This window comes from Erwinia sp. S38 (assembly GCF_016624545.1).
GTDB lineage: Bacteria > Pseudomonadota > Gammaproteobacteria > Enterobacterales > Enterobacteriaceae > Erwinia > Erwinia coffeiphila.
Genome location: NZ_JACVTS010000024.1, coordinates 80,666 through 98,615, shown reverse-complemented (window position 1 = coordinate 98,615; position 17,950 = coordinate 80,666). Strand labels below are relative to the sequence as shown.

Sequence of the window (17,950 nt, the reverse complement as noted above, 5' to 3'; positions counted from 1 at the left end):
AACTCTCAACCTTTCAAGGCCATATGTCAGATCAAGTCGCGACTAATACACTTAAATCAATATTATCATGCTGACAAACGGCCCCGACCAGTCTAGCGATTGGTCTATTTGGTTCGATTTAAATAAACCCCCCCTGCCGTTTGGCTTATGTCTGCATAAGTGAAAGATAACTTGCCCTTACATCAATCATTGAAGCTAAGCGTGTAGCAAGATTGAGTAGGCAATCATTATCAACCTGGCAGAGCCTCCTGGACTTTACTGTCTTAACTCACGGTTGATAAATGTGCACCGTTGTTGACGTGTTGTCCTGTTTAAGATGGATCTTCAGCCCTCAACAAAAGTTCATTAGGATTTTGTCACTACTGGCTGGAACTATTCTCAGCGCTAGTTGGACACCCGATTATTTATATTCTAATCAAATGCCTATTACGCTTGCGAATTCGTTTACGTTTCTGTTGTTCAGATATCCCCTCAGCCCGGAGCAGTCCTTATCACAGCGTCACCGCGCTCACCGACGTGGCCAATACCATCCTGTTAAGCTCGATATCAAACCCCGGGTATGTGCCTGTTTGACTATGATCATCTCCTTAGATGAACAACCTACTTAAACTTTAACTCAAAAATCTGACTCTGTTTGATATGGCCATTCACGATACTGATGGAGTTGCCCCCGCTAAAACGGACACGGTTAATTTATAGCTAGCAGCGAACTTCTGTATTCCCTTGGTGACTGCATTTTCAGCCCTTTATGGGGATGCCAGTTATTATAGTCTTCCATCCATTCCGTCAGTTTTCCCATCACTGTCATCGCATCCGGCAGATCATTCACATGCACGTAGTCACGCTTGAACGTTTTAACGAACGATTCAGCCATCCCATTGCTCTCCGGACTGCGCACTGGCGTCGTACACACGATGAACCCGAGTGAGGCGGCGAACGTTCTTGTTGAGTCCGCTATGTAGCAACTGCCATTATCGGTCAGCCACTCAACGGCATGTGGCAGGTAAAGCGTATTGCCAAAGCGCTTTTCCACACTCTCTGTCAGCAGATCCTGCACCATAATGCTGTTTATTCCACCTGTTGTCGCCGACCAGCAGATGGCTTCGCGATCACAGCAGTCAAGGCTGAACACTACCCGCACGACTTCCCGATTCCAGCAGCGGATTTCAAAGCCATCTGAACACCAGCGCGTATCTGGCTTGAGTGTCACGACGTTGCCGGTATGACTGCGCTCTGGCTTTCTATGACCAGATTTTGCCAGCAACAGGTTATTCGCCTGCATGATCCGGTAAATGCGTTTGGGGTTAACCCGCCAGTTTTGTTCCTTCAGCGCACGATTGAGGTGTGCCGTCACGCGACGATAGCCGTTTGTCGCCCGCTCGCTGCATATCTGGCGGATAAGCGGTAACAGTCGGGCGTCATCATCTTTGCTATAGCGGGTTGGCCGCTGCTGGCGCTTCTTTAGCCGCCGTTCATAAAGATTCGAACGCGATACGCAGAGCACTTCTGCTATTCGGATTAGGGGGTATCGTCCGGTGGCAGCAATGGCATGCGCGATATCAACTTTTTTGCCTGGGCTATCTCAAGCGCATCCCGAAGGATTTCGGCTTCCATCGTTTTGCGGCCCAGCATTTGTTCAGGCTGTTTGACTTTTTTCTCCAGCGCTTTGACCTCGGAGACGCTGACCACCTCGTCGCCAGCGGAGATCGCAGACTTTCCACCCTCGTTCATGAGCCGTTTCCACTTAAAAAGAAGACTGGGTGTGATGCCATATTGCCGGGCAACGAGTGAGACGGTGTAGCCAGGCTGCATGGCGAGCGCAACAAAACGGGCTTTCTCTTCAGGAGTATAACGACGGCGTTTTTGCTCGCCAGTGATCACTTCGATTCTTTGCACAGGACACTCCTTAAACATAGCTCTATGCCTATGTCTTACTGGTGAAGTGTCCGGTTTAAACGGGGGCTATTACAACTGAAAGCAATGAAAGTGGCGCGTTTTGGTGAATTCTGAAGGGGAATAGTGCTGCTTATATCTTAATTTTCACGTAGCGACGTCCTGGCTAATGAGACATATTATCCCTTAACCATCTAAGTAACACTAAACTACTAACTAATTGAAAAGATTATATTTTAGAGCGAGACCTTAGATTTCCTCAAATCCAATATTTCTTACAGACATGATTAAAAAGAAATTTGGGCACTCCCTTGTGGTAATAGGGGGTTTGAAGCCACTCTGATTTGATGAGATTAGGTTAAAGCCCATTAGCTGTTGAAATGGTACCAATGTTCTTTGTACAACTTGAAGATCACTACGCTCCATTAATGTGTCACACTGAAAAGGCGTCGTAGTTTGGTCTCTACTAATTTCAGGGGAATTGATCGCAAGAGATAATTTAACAGTGGTCAATACCGGGCGTTTATCTCACTAAAACCCAAATCCAGTCGTCGTTTCTGAGTATACGAAGCCATGGATTAATGCGCTCCCTGACATAACAAAATAGTTCTTCTTCGCTCATTTCAGATGCTCTTGATTGAAACACAGGTAGGGCTTCGTCATACAATTCCCAGTACAGGCTGGATAATGCGCCCGTAATTTTTCCAAAAGCCCTTGGACTGAAATCCAGACACCATTGAGTGAAGAAAGCCAACCGGTATTCGACTTCAATCACATTGACTGCGTCTGAAATTTGTAGAAGTCTTATTCTGAGCCATATCAATGTACTTATAATTTTGTCTGGGTTCGCCATACCATTTTCCTGTTGATACCGAGCTAAATATAATTCCACTTCATCACGATCAGGAAAATGTTCAAGATTTAGCGAAGCCAGAATCAATAAGGTTTCAGATTGTGACCCCGCCATGACTTGGTTTTCTGCCCACGCAGTGACGTCTGTAGCAAACGTGTCAAAACCAAATGTCCCGTATTCTTTGCGAAACACGTTGAGACTAATAAGTTCCTGCAAGCTATAGGATGGTGAAGGGCAGTCGCTACTCATTATGGCTCTCTATACTTTTAAACCTATATATTAGCCTGAGGAAAGCTTCTCAATGCTATGTGTTAAGTATGACGAAAATAGAAAACCTGATGTGTCGTTTAAGACACCTGATAAGAGAATCTATTAGAAGAACAAGCATATACCATTCAGTTGAAACAGTAATTCGTTGGGAACAATACTTCAATAGGTGATTACTAACAGGAGGATTTACTTCATAAAAATGGGAATTTCAGTTTGAAATTTTAACAACTTTTTCAATTAAAATAGTAAGTTAACTATGAATCAGGCTGGGTAAATTTCTCCTATATTCACAGGTGTGCCCCTGTATACGAGGGAGATGCCTCATACACAGGGGGATGGATGGACTTTAATTGGCTTTCGAGTCAGCCTGCATACGTTCAAGAACGGCTTTTACAGCTTCATCCAGCTCCGCCTGATATGCAGCCGGCAAACGGGAAAACTCATAGGTTACAAGGCGTTTATCTGCATCTGTTTTCTTGCGAGCAAACTGCTTTTTATCTGCAAACTCAGCCATCTTCTCAGTAATGATTTTTTTAGAACCACGACTCAGTTTTGCATCGGCGCTTTCCACACGGAAATAGCCAAGAATTTTTGCTTTAATAGCGGGTTCGTCGAGTGCGATAAAGGAATCACTGGCCATACGGCCACGCACCCCGGCGGCCAGATCTTCATAGCTAATGTGTTTCGCGCTGGCCTTTTCAGCGGCATCAAGCAGGGCCTGGTAGTCACTGATTGACAGCTCATTCACTGAGGGAAAAACGGCGATCATTACATCTGGTACAGCAGCCGCCTGAAATGCACGCGTAACTTTAGCAGCAGACAGTCCTTCAGCTGACGCGATTTCAGCTTGCTTCATGTCACTTGGGTACATCAGTTTAAGCCGTTTACCCAACTCGCGCAGGGTATGTTCTCTGGCTGTCTGGATATCGACTGCTAGCTGACGTGCATCAGCAAGTGACAAGGCATCACGGGTCACCAGCACTTCAAATGGCGTGTCATTGAAGATACAGGCTGCACGGCGGCGCGAGCCATCCAGTATCTCAATCCGCCCGTCCACCTCACGACCAATCGCCGGGAAGAACTGCTGGAGCTTAATCGTGCGTGCAATATCGCTGACCGACTCCTGCGTCAGCAAACTCTGGTCACGGCCATTTACGGACCCATCCACAAAGGTCTGTGCTTCAATATCATCATGCAATATTTTTGTGAGCGTAAAGCGCGCCTCTGTACCAGATTTGAGGGTAAAGACGCGTTCGTTCTCTGATTCGCTCATCATTTTTGAGAAGCTTGAGTTTCCCAATTGGCGGCCCAGTTTGACCATTTCCTTTTTCATTTGATTCCCCTTACAAACTCAATTCGTTTAAACACCGCCTGCGTAAACCGCTCTGCTTCACGTTTTGCATTTTTCAGGGCCTCAGAACTCCCCGGATATGAGCTGGGGTCGGCGCTGACGATGGTATCGAAGCTCTCTCCACAGCGTTCAAACCCATCCAGACGTGGCAAGGTGGCGTCGAGAATATGAGAGGTGAAGACATCCCGTGCCAGGCCATGTGTCATTTCATGATCGCGCTTTGAAGTCATCTTGGACATAAAACCAATGTTGCCCTTAATCTGCGGTGTGATGCCCTCTTCTTCTAACTGCTCGATCATTTCCGGTAAACGAGTGAGATATTTGAGCGTTGAGTGAAAATCAACCTGAGCCGGCGGCGTTGGCGTCAGCAGCAGATCGCTTGCAGCCAGTGCATTAAGCATAAATGCATCAAGGTGCGGACCCGTATCGATGAAAATGAAGTCGTAGTCTTTACCAACACGGTTAATGATGGTCTGGCGAAGAACATCCGAAGGCAGCATGTCAGGAAGATGCTGTCTGACCAGGTCATTCCACTGACTTGCAATAAAACCATCATCGATGGAGGCTGGGATCACATCCACGCCAGGGATTATGGTGGGCTTAATGATGTCATCTTTGAGTTGTTCCGCGTCCAGGTCGTTCAGCATTGCCTGCGCAGCCGTTTCCATAATGGAACCGATGCTGTTGGCATGATTCAGAAACATCGTGCTGGAAGCCTGTGGGTCGAGGTCAATCACCAAAATACGTAAGTCATGTTGCAGCAGATCCTGATGGACACGCAGGCCATGAGCAAGGGTAACGGTACTGACTGTTTTAGAGACGCCGCCTTTCAGATTTACGACAAACACAACAAAGGGACCTTCCCCAGCGTGCAGATCGCGATACTTGGGAACCTTACGATGGGCATAGATGTCCACCACGTCCTGAATGGTCAGCGCATAATGCTTTGCATTACCCGCATCCTTTTTCCCGAAAACATGGCCCTTCTCTTCCATTTCATCTATTGCCTGCTCAACGGCACGACGACTTAGCTTAGGAAGATTGGCAACCGAATTACGAGTGAAAGTCTGATAGTACTGATCAAGACCAAACTCATTACGTCTCACAGTAATGTCGTCACTCATGCTCCTCAGCATTGCATTTGCTCTGCGTGCCGTCTCGTCTAATCCGCCGTAATTACTCTTCATTCGTCCGCTCCGATGGCAATCAATGATGTGATTGTACGCAATATAATTGTATGTGCAACATTTAATGTAAATTCATTAAATGTTTGTACGGCTGACAATGGTTAGATCACCAAGTTCGCAAATTGCTGATAAAATAGAAGAAAATCAGAATGCGATACTGTTCAGTGTCTGTATGCCCTCCCCTCCCTATTTCCAGTTAGGCTCGTTTTGTAAGCCAAAATTTCAATTTTTTCCCGCGGAAGTTTCATGCTTAACTATATGATTATTATGAGTAAATTATTTTAATTTCAACCTGAAATTCCCGTATTTTTTTGACTAGTTTGAGCCATAATCAATGCGAAATTGTTCCAAATAAAATAACAAATGAATGTTCTCCTATAAAAATGCTTGATGTGAACATCATCCCTAAAGCTTCTGCTTATCATCTTGCCCTAAGATTCTGCAGCATTCATTGCACTCCAGGACGAAAATTGATTTCGTGACCAAAGCTGTGCTCGTATGTCTTGCACTGCCCTGCTCTTCCTTGGCTGTTGCGGCAACCTATTCTTCCGAACAAAAAGCTGCCAATCAGATTAACTCATTAATCCTTATAGACCAGATACCATCCAATGCGGTTCTGAAAAACATGAATATGCAGTTCGAAAGTGATGATGTATTTATGCGGGGAACCGGTACTTTCTCATTTGACCATTGCGGCGGTTTGCTACAGGCCGATATTGCTCTTGAGAGAAATGAAAAATCACTAAGAGACATTCTGGCAACGTTCTTTACCTTGCACGTTAGCCGGCTGGTCTATGGGTGGGATACAAATATAGCCTTCCATAATTCTCTGACGGAAACTTTGACGCAAAAAACACCCTTTTTGTCGATTCTCATATCAAGGGGATTTACCTGGTTAACCCAAAGGGAATCATTGAGAAGTCCGGTGATATTACTGAAAAAGTGTATGACTCTTTACCGCTAACAAGGATAGCAATGACCCATTATCATCATAGCTCTGATGGTCACTTAATCAGTTTAAAAGAAGAAGCTCTTCAAAGTCCGACCAATCATTTACCCAATTCGGATACAACAATGCTGGCCAGTTAACTGGCATGCAATCTACTTCGAGAACAACAGAATACAGTTATGACAAATCAGGCAGACTTGCAGCAGAAGTCAGTATTAAGACATTCTCCACTATTGAGAAAACGAAAACACACTGCAGTGAGTGGGATAAATGTGAACAGTGCACCAAGGCGCTTGACCACGTCACCGTAATTATTCCAGGTATTGCTGGAGGCAAGAACAAAATTGAAGAGAATGATGTGAACGTAGAGAGCACATTTACCTATTGGGATTAGTTCTCTTAGCCAAGACACAGGAGTGTTGACTGACACGTCCTAGACCGCCGCCAAAATGGAAATTGTGCAGATCACTTAGCTTGAGTTCCTGTAGGCAGTCAGATAGGCCACCCTCTATCGAATACTAACGTTCATCAAATGCGAAAGCTTAATTAAGCAGATGTCGTGGCAAAGCAGACGGTTGCTTATCAGCATATTCTGGCAATGGGCAGCTCCTTCAAGTTTGTTATCCACGCTTTACTTAGCATCTCTCGTTTCATCCTCCATTCCGGCGGTATGCCTTTTCCAGCAAAACCTATGCTGTAGCGACCTGACTGTTCATTTCGTCCATCAGGATCATCAGCGCTTCACTTCCTGGGCGGGGAACTTCATTATCGTAGAGGTTCAATTGTGCAACGCCATTTGGTCTTAGCTCATTAAGCATGATGCCTGCTTTGGCGTAGCAGAAGCCTGGGCGTCATATTGTGTCCAGGGACTTCACCGCCGCTTCAATGATACTGCGTGTATCCTGCGTACCAACGCGTAATCTCACAAATGCCGTGTTGCCATAACCCGGCTGACCTGTATCAAAAGGGATGTGCGAATAAAGACGGAAACCTGATGGCAGAACTGACGGTCTTCTCGTAGTTTTTCAACCACACTTTCGGCGTAAGCACATATTGCCTGACGCATGGCCTCATAAGTTGTAATACGCTCGCCGAAACCCCGGCTGCCACAATCTCCTGCTTGAGGGAGGGGCATCCTCCATTTCAATGCAGGACTCACCGTTGAGCTCGCGCACGGTTCGTTCCAGAACGACACTGAAATTCTGACGGATAAACACAGGGGAGGTGCGAGCCAGTTCGAGCGCCGTTTTGATGCCTAACAGATTAAGCCTTTTGCCGATCCTTGAACCCACTCCCCACAGTTCTTCGACGGGCTGCCGTGACAATATTTTCTCAATGCGCCCGGGATTATCAGCCGTCAGCGCCAGCGCACCACGAAACTGAGGTCACTCTTTGCTTGCCCACTGAGCCAATTTTACCAGCGTTTTCGTTGGCGCCAGGCCACAACCCACCATCAGGCCGGTGCATTGCAGAACATGTTCCCGGGTCCTCCGTCCGAAATCTTCATAAGGCATGGTCAGTTCCATTCCCCTGCAATCGCAAAATCCCTCGTCCACCGAGTACACTTCAAGGCGGGGAACCATCTCCTCAATACAGTACATAACCCTGTTGCTCATGGAATGATTTATGTGGAATACTAAAACAACTTCAGACTGAGACCCTTTCGTCTGATTAAAGTACGCGTCCAACAGGAATATCAGACCAGCGTGTCGTCCATGACGGGCTGAGCATCTCCCGTTTCATTTTCCATTCCGTATTAATTCCCTGTCCAGCGAACCACAAGTTCCCCAGCCTTGACTGGTTGGTCCCGTCGAGCACTTTCATCAGTTGCGTACTGTTCTTCCGTGGCTGAGTATCATCAAGGAGATTAAACTGGCTGACGCCATTCGGTGTAAAGTCATCAAGCATGATGCCCGCCTTCATGTACCGGCGACCTTCCAGCCATATACGGTCAAGCGATCGCATGGCCGCTTCGATGATGTACCGCGTATCCTGTGTGGGAAGGTTTAGCTTTTCGCCAGCGCTGTTACCGTAAAAGACATTCTTGACTGCATGGGGGGAGGTTCGAACAAACACGCAGATACGCCTGCAAAACTGACGCTCGCCCCTGAGCTTTTCGGCGGCCCTCGTTGTGTACTGACAAAGCGCCTGCTGCATGAACACTTTTGAAGCAATGCGCTCACCAAATGACCTTGAGCAGCAATTCTGCTGTTTAGCAGGAGGTAGCTCCTCTATCGGGATGCAAGATTCGCCGTTCAGCTCACGTACGGTTCGCTCCAGCACCACGTTAAAGTTCTTACGTATGAGGGCAGGGTGGGTACGTGCCAGCTGAAGGGCATTATTGATGCCCATCAGGTTGAGACGTTTGCCAATGCGCCGACCCACCCCCCAAATTTCCTCCACCGGCTGGTTTTCCAGAAGGGTAGCGGTTCGCTTAGTATTGCCAGCTGTCAGTGCAAGAACGCCCCGAAACTGCTTCCACTCCTTGCTTGCCCACTGCGCTGATTTTGCCAGTGTTTTGGTGGGTCCCATTCCCACACCTGCAGTTAGACCTGTTGTATTCAAAACATGGGTTCTCAGTCGACGGCCAAAATGCTCAAAGTCTTCACAACCGTCAATGCCAGTCAGGTCCAGAAACATTTCGTACAATGCTGTACTGCTCAACGCGGGGCGTCAGCTCCTCCAAAGCGGTCATGACACGCTGGCTGAGATCATGGTAAAGCCCGTAGTTCGAACTGAAAATAAAGACCTTTTCAGGATAAGTTTCCGATTTTATCTGAAACCATGGCGCCCCCATTTTAATACCCAGTGCTTTTGCATCTATGTTATTTGGAATTGACTATATTTCATACAACACATGCTGATTTTAGTAAGGGGGCACTGTGCAGAAAAAACGGCTGGATACACTGCCTTTTCTGGCAGCCGATCCTTCAGCACTCCGGTGGGTATGCCTGCAGGAAGACCTGCTGCGTGCCCCAAACACTGTTGATGCCTATGCCCGTGGCATCAATGACTGGCTCGCTTTCTGCCACTCCGTTGCTCAGACTGCTGTTGCCGCTGGGCGTGACACGGTCGCACTCTATGTGCGTAGTCTGCACCTCAGTCGCCAGCTCGCGGCTGCCACTATCCGTCACCGGCTGACGGTGGTACGACTTTACTGTGACTGGCTCTGTGAGGAGGGGTTGCGGGAGAAAAATCCGGTCAGACGGGGCATGTGGAAAAACAACGGGAAGGGAAGACCGGGCATCGTACCGGTGCAGCGGCGGCTGCCGTGGATCCCCGATGATGAGGACTGGGTGCATTTTCTGGAGGTGGCGGGACGGGCTGATATCCGGACCCGTTTTATGCTGGCGCTGGCCTACGATTGTGCGCTGCGCAGAGAAGAGCTCTGTAAAATTGCCACAGACGATATCGATCCGGCCCGGCGGCTGCTTACTGTACGCGCTGAGAACACCAAAAACCGCTGTGGCCGCGTGGTGCCTTATTCGTCAGTTACCGGAGAACTCTTTATGGACTGGCTGGCTGAACGTCGCCAGCTCAGCACATCCCGAGGCCCGCTTTTTCTGTCGAGATCACCGCGTAACCGGGCGGAACCCGTCAGCGGCTGGACCTGGTCCAAGATCGTACGCAGTCTTGCGCTTAAGGCAGGCCAGCCATCCATCAGCACCCACACCTTCCGGCATCTCTGCCTGACGGAACTGGCCCGTGCCGGCTGGGACATCCATGAGATTGCCATGTTCGCCGGCCATCGCCGCATCCAGTCAACGCTGCTGTATATTCATCTCAGCGCCCGTGACCTGAGCCAACGCTTCGGGCGCACGGTAGCATCCCTGCGTACCAATACGCTCGCCGCACTACGTGAATCTACACAGTGATGCGCTCCGATAAGCGGGCTCCCTGCCCGGCAGAGTCGTTTGTCTTTCCTGACCCGCGGTGGGATGCGCGATCTGATTTTTTGTCAGGCGAACCTGAAGCTCTGGATATGCTAATCGATCACTTTCGGCAAGGTGGAAAAAACTGGCCACCTTGTGCGCTGGAGCCGCTTTCCCGCCTTACACTGCCGTTACGTCACATACTGACCAGGATGCATACGGCCAGCGCGCCTTATAATTCAGCCATTCATGATATAGTCCTTGAGATGCAGCGTACCCGGAAAACGTACTGGGCCTGGTCTGCGGAAGAATGGTCTGCGGTCATCGGCAGTACTGAAGGTGAATTTCGCCGGCGTTTTGGTGCGAGCGGCAACTGCCGGCAGTATGTGATGGCGATCGCCTGGCTGTTATGCGGTTTTGACCGGCTGGAGCACTGCGGCGCGTTTTTCCAGTATCGCCTCTGCCTGAAGGTGTTTGGCCGACAGACCACGGAGGCTGCCGTTACCCTGTTTGATGATATGGCCTGTCAGCTGGGGTATGCTGAGCGGGAGTGCAGCGACAGTCGTATCAGAAATGCCCTGTGTATGGCCATGCTAATCCAGCATGAACCCCGCCCGGACAAACTTACGGTGGAGACTTTACAGCGCATTTCTGCAACGGGACCGGCTTATATCCGGTCAGCCTCTGCCACGCTGTCGCGCATACTGGCTGCCTCGGGCATCATTGCGCAGGGCTTTGACCACCGCATCAGGCCACGCCGCCGCCCGCCTCTTGAGTACGTAGCGGTCGCTGACGTTCCCGCTGAATGGCTGTCATGGTGCGAACGGTGGAAAGCCACCTCAGTACTGCGTCCTTCTACCGTTCTGAGCTGCTGGTATGTTTTACTGAAATGCGGCCGCTGGCTGGCGGCACGCCATCCGGCTTTACTTTCACCTGCAGACTGGACGCGTGACACCGCCATTGGCTGGGTGACAGCAGCATGCGGCATGAAGATTGGTGACTGGTCAAATCCTGGTGGGATGTATAAGGAACGCCAGGGGATGCTGATGATGCCCGCCGCCCGGAAAGGACTGATCAGGCACGTACAGACATTCTTCCATGACCTGCAGGAATGGGGCTGGATCCCCGTTAAATTTAGCCCGGAGAGGGTGTTCCGCGCTCCGCGCAGCCTGACATCTTTAATCGGCCCTGCGCCTCGCCCCGTGGCCGACGACATCTGGTGTAAATTGCTTCACGCCGGCCTTAATCTTCATGAATCAGATCTGTCGGTCAGTGCAACCTCGCCCTACTATTATCCGCTGGAAATGGTCTCTGCGATCAGTGTTCTCTGGCTTTTTGGGGGGCTGAGGCGGGATGAAATCCTTCGTATGCGCTGCGGCTGTATCAGCTGGCAGCTGCCGGAAGACAATAATTCACCCCGTATCTGCCTGCTGGACGTGCCGGTCAGCAAGACCTGGGCGGCATTTACCAAACCGGTAGATCCGGCTGTAGGAAAATCGATCGAACGGTGGGAGCAGGTTCGAAGGGCGCAACCGGCGCAGGAAGATCTCAAAACCGGCGAAAGCGTGCATTTTCTGTTTATGCACCGGGGAAAATGCGTTAATCCGGGCTACATCAATAAATCTCTTATCCCTTTATTATGCAAAAAGGCTGGCCTGCCGGAGCATGATGCCAGAGGCAGGATCACCAGCCACCGGGCAAGAGCGACCATCGCCAGTCAGCTTTATAACGCCCGGGAGCCGCTGGATATTTTTGAACTTCAAAAATGGCTGGGACACGCTTCGCCAGAGTCTACGCGCCATTATGTCGATATTACGCCAACCAGGCTGGCGGGTTCACTGGAGAATGCAGGCTATTTTGAAAGGAATCGCCGCATGGTTACAGTTCTGATCGATCAGAACGTGATCGCATCAGGACAGTCTGCCGAAGGTAAGCCCTGGCGTTATTATGATCTTGGTCACGGATTATGTAGCTATGATTTTTTTGACCAGTGTCCGCATCGCATGGCCTGTGCAAAATGCGCGTTTTACATGCCGAAATCATCCTCTTCAACCCAATATCTGGAAAGTCAGCAGAGCCTGATACGAATGATGCAGGAAATTCCTTTAACTGATGACGAGCAGGCTGCTGTAGAAAACGACGCTGCGGCAGTGGCTGCCCTGATTAATAAGTTAAAAGATGTTGCGACACCAGATAAATAAACCAGTATTGAAATTCCACATAACCTGCTGAGCGTGCAATAACGCAGCCGTCATTGTTACTGAGCACCACAACGGGCTTGCCGCGCAGATCGGGACGAAAAAGTGTCTCGCAGCTAGCATAGAAAGAGTTAACGTCGGCAAGGCCAAACATGGGCATGATTATCTCCGTCGCGCGCGCGTGCTGTTGAAAAACCAGGTCACCACGCCGAGCAGCTGCAGCTCGTCAGGATAAATGGTTGAGTAGGCTGGATTCATGGGCAGCAGAGCAAGACGTGGTTGCAGTTGCAGGCGCTTAACTGTGAACTCACCGTTAACCTCGGCTATGACGATATCTCCGTGAGATGCCTCTTCGGCACGATCCACAACCATGACATCTCCGTCGTAAAGTCCCAGCTCCTGCATGCTGCTGCCGCTGGCGCGAACAAAAAATGTCGAGGCGCGCCGGCGTATGCAAAGCTCGTTGAGATCAAGCTCGGACTCCACGTAATCCTGAGCGGGGGAAGGGAAGCCCGCCGCGCAAGGATCTGCAAATAACGGAACAAGTATACGGGACGTGAATATTGGCGGCCAGAGGATCGTCAGGCCGGGACTGTAGGCCACGGGCTTCATGACTGCCACTCCGTGATAAAAAACAACTTACCGGCTGAAAAAAACATGGTATGACACATAAATCCCCCTCTGATAATGCTGTTTATATGTACAGTATTAATGAGCCGGGATTTGATGACAAGTCAGTTTTCTTAGGGAACCGTCCTGCTCGTGCTCAGGGCTATGAAGAACAATGAAATATTTTTGGTATTTATCGGACGCCGACTTACTAGCCCGCAACGCTGCTACTTCATTTAATCGGCGTCATGTGCTCATTTAATGACCTCCCACTATCAATTCCTTGACTGACACGCCGTGCGGTAAATTGTCCACAGGGTTTTGGAAGGTCTGTGCACCCACATTGTGGACAATTATTCCTTTCGCTAAGGACCTTTGATCCGGGCTCTGTTAACCAGCGGGAGACGGTTGATGACAAAGAAACACAGTTGTCAGTAACAGTTCTAGACCTCAACTTTACATTTGCAGATGGCGTTGCCGACGCATGAATAGCGTCTAAACTGCCGGGCACTCTTGAGCATATCGCCGTTTCGCTGCCTCTGCGGCGTCATCATGCCAATCTTTCCCACAATGTGCGTCAAAGCACTTTCACCGGGGTTGAGACAAGCACAGGCTCCCTGGTCTTCTAAAGGTATTTGAACGTCGGGGATATTGATTTCTGACCACTGCGTTAGACCTGAAAATATCCCCATCCAACCCGGAAGTCTGCCGTTACCAGGGTTTGTTTATGTCCTCGCTGCAAAGGTTCTCTAAAGGGTGATGTTTAAACCGGAGTAAAGAACCAGCCGATTCACACAAAACGTCAACAACACGTCTCTCTAAACTCATCGCTTCAAAGAGGGAGCAGCACACACTTTAGAATATAAATTATGATTTAACGGAGGGTAAATTATCTGTTCCTGGTAATCTATTTTTAATCAGCACCAAATCTCTGCATATAATGGGGTACGGTGGCAAACTTTATGATGGCAACTTCTACAGGTTTTTTTGTACAAAAAGACCTATCCAATAATATAACTCAGCACGAAATTCAAACCTAAAGCTACTCATTAATTATGTGTCTCACCTCCCTAATTAATGCTCACCATTCACTCCCAATGTTAAATGTGAATTATTGAAGTCACGGTTATCGCAAAGGATAAGGTATAATAACTATGATGAGTCATGGTAAAAATATATCACTGACATTCAAACCTTAAGTATCGAAATCAATTTTTTGTAATGTTTAAAGCTGCCCAGTACAGGGTAATATATTAAGTTAAAAGTGTATCTTATTAGCATAAATATCGATATGCATCCTGTAACTACAGCCAGCGGGATGTGTTCTTTATTTTCAGATAAAGAAAATGAAGCTTGAGAAAAAATGATTGCAAGAATGATATAAAAAACTACGCAAAATATCCCTCTATTCTGTTTGCTTCGAAATCTTGCACGGTTCAGTGATAATGTTGTTTTAGTTATTGATGGGCTCAGATTAACGACTTTCTTATCGAGGCAGTCAATTATTGTTCTGACAGAAGCTTCTTTCTTAGTGTCTAGGTAGGGGTTATTTTTCATGATTTCCAGCATTAACGTGGCATGCAGGGTGCATTTTATTTTAGTAAGCTCATAAAAAACTTGCTCCTTTAATTTTTTCTTTGCAATCTTTCTAGCATCAGATAACTCCTCATTGCTATCTTCAAGAGACAATATCTCTTTATAAACTGAAATTCTCTCGTTAGTAAATTTCTTCAACCTTCCGTGAATACCAAAGAAAAAATTAAGAGCAGCTAAACATATTGTCACTGCTAAGGTTAGAATAGTGGCATTACTGATACTTTCCATCTCTCTCTCCATGTTAGTAAGCTGATCAAGCCTAGTATCAACAAAATATGATAGTTTGATTTTGACAATAACATTCATGTATTGATAAGGTTCATTGGCAATAAGTTGCCTTATGGCAACCACCAATGGTCCGGTAGCTTGAGAGGATCGCCTTCGGGTAGCTACGAAAACACTCCTGTAGCCTGAAAGGGAGAACACATCAGTGTGGTAAATCTGCTCGCTCCTGGAAGCAGATATCGTCAAAACAAGCGCACCTACGACGCGACGATGGGGGTACATTAATCACACCAAAGCATGGCTTTTACATACGCCTCACGCCCTCAGACAGGCATCCACAATGATGCTTTTCTTCACTAACGTTATGAATATTTGCAGGGATACGCCCTGTGCTGCATACGACTTTTGCTATGACGCATAAGCCCATTTGGAACATTTGGGCGCTTGCGGAAGACGCATTAGGAGCATGAAGCTGCGCGGCGTCACTTTGGTTCGAGTGAAACGAGAACAAAGTGACGCGCGCAGCGCATAACGACCAAACCCACGTACAGTGCGGTTTTCAGCATGCCGGTACATTCTGACGTGCACGTATAACGTGTTTTCAGATGCACAACTGGCTATTTATCAACCATGACGCGACGTTAACGAACAACCCGTTAAGGGCGTTTTATTAGAAGGAGAATGATCGACTCGGTATCGATGGCGACATCAGGAAACTGGTGTACGGAGGCAGACTGACTAACGTCAGCACGGCGCAAGCCGCAAACAGGTCAGAGACCTGGGGAGCCTCGCAAGAACTCAACATTTCGCCGCCCCGATGCACAGATACCAGTCGAGACGCAGGAAGCGCAAAAGCAACCATGTCATCGGGGAAGAGAAGTACAGATTCAGAGTCATACAGCTGTGGGTTTATGGGCTTACAGCTGTAGGTTCTGAAGGAGATAAAAATTGTCTGGTAAATTAGGTAAGCAGCTCGTCACGCTCGCACGTCAGGGCGGAGGAAGTTTTAAAACGGTTTCTGATCGTTCAAAGATTGCCAGTCGCTTCTCGGAGCGACTGGCAACCCTTAATATTCAGATTCGGGACGTAAGCCATATTAAAACCAAACATATCGAGAACTATATTCGTAGTCGTCAGGATGAAAATATTTCGTCCCGGACGCTGCAAAATGAAATGGCCGCATTACGTTCAATCATGTCACAAGGCGGACGTAACGTTCTGGCTAATCCCGCGCATGATAAATTGAGTAATCAGGCACTGAATATTTCCGGATCCAGCCGCGAAGGCACTAAAGTTGCCATTTCTGACGAACGTCTTAAAGAAATTGTCCTGACGGTTTCAGAGAAAGACAGGGGGGTTGCTTTAGGTGTGCAGCTTGCCAGATATATCGGGTTGCGCGCGGAGGAAACGGTTCAGTCGGCAAAGTCATTAAATACCTGGCGAAAAAGTCTGGAATCCGGAAATAATAATGTACGCGTTGTGTTTGGCTCTAAAGGAGGGCGTCCACGTGATGCCACCGTTTTTGATAAAGAGAAGGTTGTTAACCTGTTAAATGAAGCTATTCAGTACATAGAAAAAAATAACGGCAAGTTAATCGATAAGCCAACGCTTCATCAGGCGCTTGATCGTTATCATAACGTATTACGTGAAAGTGGAATGACCGGAATCCATGCGCCACATAGTCTCAGGTATGCCTATTCTAAGGATGCCGTAAATCATCATTTAGAAAATGGCATGAGTCGCAAAGAGGCTGAGGCTCTAGTTTCAATGGATCTTGGACATGGTGACGGGCGAGGAGCTTATGTTGCACGGGTTTATAACCGGCTTGATGAGTCTGATGAATAACGGGCTCTTGTAATTTGCCTTAAGCAGACGCTATTATTAAAACGTTTCTTACGTTGTCTTCGGACAACCACCAATGGTCTGTAGCTTGAGATGACCGCCTTCGGGTAGCTGCAAACAACACTCCTGTTGCCTGAAAGGGAGAACACATCAGTGTGGTACATCTGCCCGCCTTTGGAAGCAGATATCGTCAATCACGGCTCCTACTGCCTGGCGATGAAGGTACATTCAACCATCCGGCTCCGGCCTTCGTCCTTCGGGGAAACATTCCCGACAGGGCAAATGTTTCTCTGTTTTCTGGAGAAACTATGTCCATAACCCGCTCGTTTCTGAATGAGTTGCGTACGCCATTCGATCTGGTCCTTTCCGTTGCAACCCGTGTTGCATCTGAATGTCCTGACCTTAAGGCTGCACTCAGGGGAACACCGTGGCTTGCTTCACCTTCCGGTCATTATGAATTTTGTTCCCGCGTCTGGTTTGACGATCAACGTTATCACGCCATTGTTATGGCAAGAACGTCGATTGCAGGCCAGCCAGGCGATGAGTTCGTTTTCAGCCGGCACGGTAAGCATTTTACACACAAAGCTGCAGCGAAAGCCGCTCAGCATGCCGCATCTGATGCTGCAACTTTCAGGGTGTTCACCGCTCAGAAGTAACAGCACAGTCGTCTGAACCATACATTCGCTATGCGAATGCCCCTCGGGAAACATCTTCCCGACAGGGCAGGTGTTTCCCGCTCAACAGGAGAAACACCATGCATACCCTTTTATTACCAACCTCCTTTTCCATAAAAGGCATCTTTTCAGCAGCCTCTGCTGCGGCGTCATCCCTGCGGGATCTCGCCGCTGCCGGTAAAAGAAAAGAAGAGTGGATTATGAACCGGGCTGGCTCACTCAGCTTTAAGGTTCAGGTTCATCAGTTACCTTCAGGAAAATGGACGGCTGGCATACTTACACGTTCCGGCACGTTTCACGGTAATCACCGGTTTGGTTCTCTGAAAAAGCCGGATGAGGTATTCCGCTCTTACCGTCAGGCTCGCCGCTTTGCACTGAAGCTGGCGGATCAGATGGCAAACCTGCGTTATGCATATCAGTAAGGGAAAGTC

16 protein-coding genes and 3 pseudogenes are annotated in these 17,950 nt (G+C 48.3%); 7 read left to right on the top strand and 12 right to left on the bottom strand.

Going from position 1 to position 17,950, the window contains the following annotated elements:
* Positions 1-688 precede the first annotated feature (688 nt).
* From IBT46_RS22340 to IBT46_RS22325, 4 genes are all read right to left on the bottom strand, one after another.
* Positions 689-1,914 (bottom strand): IS3 family transposase gene (locus IBT46_RS22340; RefSeq protein ID WP_370569515.1). Its coding sequence is split into 2 segments (ribosomal slippage): positions 689-1,572 and positions 1,572-1,914, totalling 1,227 coding nucleotides; the frame shifts between segments, so codons are not numbered across the junction.
* A gap of 502 nt (positions 1,915-2,416) precedes the next feature.
* Positions 2,417-2,995, bottom strand: a complete 579-nt coding sequence (locus IBT46_RS22335) for a hypothetical protein (protein ID WP_200539293.1) — start codon at positions 2,993-2,995, stop codon at positions 2,417-2,419.
* A 367-nt stretch (positions 2,996-3,362) separates the two neighbouring features.
* The gene (locus IBT46_RS22330; RefSeq protein WP_200539294.1) at positions 3,363-4,349 is read right to left on the bottom strand and encodes a ParB/RepB/Spo0J family partition protein; all 987 of its coding nucleotides are present in this window, start codon (positions 4,347-4,349) and stop codon (positions 3,363-3,365) included.
* Positions 4,346-5,554 carry an AAA family ATPase gene (locus IBT46_RS22325; protein WP_200539295.1) on the bottom strand — a complete coding sequence of 403 codons (1,209 nt, stop codon included), beginning with the start codon at positions 5,552-5,554 and terminating at the stop codon, positions 4,346-4,348. Before IBT46_RS22325 ends, IBT46_RS22330 begins: the two co-directional genes overlap by 4 nt.
* A 478-nt stretch (positions 5,555-6,032) precedes the next feature.
* On the opposite strand from IBT46_RS22325, the gene IBT46_RS22320 reads away from it, so the two are divergent.
* A complete protein-coding gene (locus tag IBT46_RS22320; RefSeq protein WP_200539296.1) occupies positions 6,033-6,518 on the top strand; it encodes a hypothetical protein in 486 nt (161 codons plus the stop codon).
* A gap of 115 nt (positions 6,519-6,633) precedes the next feature.
* Positions 6,634-6,897: pseudogene (locus tag IBT46_RS27770) on the top strand (hypothetical protein); the annotation flags it as partial.
* Positions 6,898-7,085: 188 nt separating this feature from the next.
* On the opposite strand, the gene IBT46_RS27435 reads toward IBT46_RS27770, so the two are convergent.
* The 5 genes and pseudogenes from IBT46_RS27435 to umuC all read right to left on the bottom strand — a co-directional run.
* Complete coding sequence (locus IBT46_RS27435) at positions 7,086-7,175, bottom strand: DUF4113 domain-containing protein (RefSeq protein ID WP_370569516.1); 90 nt, start codon at positions 7,173-7,175, stop codon at positions 7,086-7,088.
* Positions 7,176-7,425: 250 nt separating this feature from the next.
* A complete protein-coding gene (locus IBT46_RS27430) occupies positions 7,426-7,569 on the bottom strand; it encodes a hypothetical protein (RefSeq protein WP_234465573.1) in 144 nt (47 codons plus the stop codon).
* A gap of 4 nt (positions 7,570-7,573) precedes the next feature.
* Positions 7,574-7,828: a hypothetical protein gene (locus IBT46_RS27425; RefSeq protein WP_234465574.1), complete on the bottom strand. Its 255-nt coding sequence runs from the start codon at positions 7,826-7,828 to the stop codon at positions 7,574-7,576.
* 60 nt (positions 7,829-7,888) lie between these two features.
* Complete coding sequence (locus IBT46_RS27420) at positions 7,889-8,086, bottom strand: hypothetical protein (protein WP_234465579.1); 198 nt, start codon at positions 8,084-8,086, stop codon at positions 7,889-7,891.
* 88 nt (positions 8,087-8,174) lie between these two features.
* A pseudogene (gene umuC, locus IBT46_RS22305) lies at positions 8,175-9,321 on the bottom strand (translesion error-prone DNA polymerase V subunit UmuC); the annotation flags it as partial.
* Positions 9,322-9,385: 64 nt separating this feature from the next.
* On the opposite strand from umuC, the gene IBT46_RS22300 reads away from it, so the two are divergent.
* Both IBT46_RS22300 and IBT46_RS22295 read left to right on the top strand, forming a co-directional pair.
* On the top strand, positions 9,386-10,378 hold the full coding sequence (locus IBT46_RS22300) for a site-specific integrase (RefSeq protein WP_200539298.1): 993 nt from the start codon (positions 9,386-9,388) through the stop codon (positions 10,376-10,378).
* A gap of 581 nt (positions 10,379-10,959) precedes the next feature.
* Complete coding sequence (locus tag IBT46_RS22295) at positions 10,960-12,576, top strand: tyrosine-type recombinase/integrase (RefSeq protein WP_234480243.1); 1,617 nt, start codon at positions 10,960-10,962, stop codon at positions 12,574-12,576.
* A 25-nt stretch (positions 12,577-12,601) separates the two neighbouring features.
* Here the strand turns inward: IBT46_RS22295 and IBT46_RS22290 are convergent.
* The 3 genes and pseudogenes from IBT46_RS22290 to IBT46_RS22280 all read right to left on the bottom strand — a co-directional run.
* Positions 12,602-12,727 (bottom strand): annotated as a pseudogene (locus tag IBT46_RS22290) (DNA polymerase V subunit UmuC); the annotation flags it as partial.
* A gap of 8 nt (positions 12,728-12,735) precedes the next feature.
* Positions 12,736-13,185 carry a translesion error-prone DNA polymerase V autoproteolytic subunit gene (gene umuD / locus IBT46_RS22285; RefSeq protein WP_200539299.1) on the bottom strand — a complete coding sequence of 150 codons (450 nt, stop codon included), beginning with the start codon at positions 13,183-13,185 and terminating at the stop codon, positions 12,736-12,738.
* A gap of 1,185 nt (positions 13,186-14,370) precedes the next feature.
* A complete protein-coding gene (locus IBT46_RS22280) occupies positions 14,371-15,006 on the bottom strand; it encodes a hypothetical protein (protein ID WP_200547455.1) in 636 nt (211 codons plus the stop codon).
* 945 nt (positions 15,007-15,951) lie between these two features.
* Here IBT46_RS22280 and IBT46_RS22275 point away from each other — a divergent pair.
* From IBT46_RS22275 to IBT46_RS22265, 3 genes are all read left to right on the top strand, one after another.
* Entirely contained in the window at positions 15,952-16,848 is an 897-nt protein-coding gene (locus IBT46_RS22275; RefSeq protein ID WP_200547454.1) for an integrase domain-containing protein, read from the top strand.
* Positions 16,849-17,153: 305 nt separating this feature from the next.
* Complete coding sequence (locus IBT46_RS22270) at positions 17,154-17,501, top strand: hypothetical protein (protein WP_200539302.1); 348 nt, start codon at positions 17,154-17,156, stop codon at positions 17,499-17,501.
* A 98-nt stretch (positions 17,502-17,599) separates the two neighbouring features.
* A complete protein-coding gene (locus IBT46_RS22265; protein ID WP_200539303.1) occupies positions 17,600-17,941 on the top strand; it encodes a hypothetical protein in 342 nt (113 codons plus the stop codon).
* Positions 17,942-17,950: the final 9 nt, after the last annotated feature.

Bases quoted from the DNA above. Each gene is read 5' to 3' on its own strand.
- IBT46_RS22335 (WP_200539293.1), bottom strand. From the start codon at position 2,995: ATGAGTAGCGACTGCCCTTCACCATCCTATAGCTTGCAGGAACTTATT.
- IBT46_RS22330 (WP_200539294.1), bottom strand. From the start codon at position 4,349: ATGAAAAAGGAAATGGTCAAACTGGGCCGCCAATTGGGAAACTCAAGC.
- IBT46_RS22325 (WP_200539295.1), bottom strand. From the start codon at position 5,554: ATGAAGAGTAATTACGGCGGATTAGACGAGACGGCACGCAGAGCAAAT.
- IBT46_RS27430 (WP_234465573.1), bottom strand. From the start codon at position 7,569: ATGCGTCAGGCAATATGTGCTTACGCCGAAAGTGTGGTTGAAAAACTA.
- IBT46_RS27420 (WP_234465579.1), bottom strand. From the start codon at position 8,086: ATGGTTCCCCGCCTTGAAGTGTACTCGGTGGACGAGGGATTTTGCGAT.
- IBT46_RS22295 (WP_234480243.1), top strand. From the start codon at position 10,960: ATGGCCATGCTAATCCAGCATGAACCCCGCCCGGACAAACTTACGGTG.
- umuD (WP_200539299.1), bottom strand. From the start codon at position 13,185: ATGAAGCCCGTGGCCTACAGTCCCGGCCTGACGATCCTCTGGCCGCCA.
- IBT46_RS22280 (WP_200547455.1), bottom strand. From the start codon at position 15,006: ATGGAAAGTATCAGTAATGCCACTATTCTAACCTTAGCAGTGACAATA.
- IBT46_RS22270 (WP_200539302.1), top strand. From the start codon at position 17,154: ATGTCCATAACCCGCTCGTTTCTGAATGAGTTGCGTACGCCATTCGAT.
- IBT46_RS22265 (WP_200539303.1), top strand. From the start codon at position 17,600: ATGCATACCCTTTTATTACCAACCTCCTTTTCCATAAAAGGCATCTTT.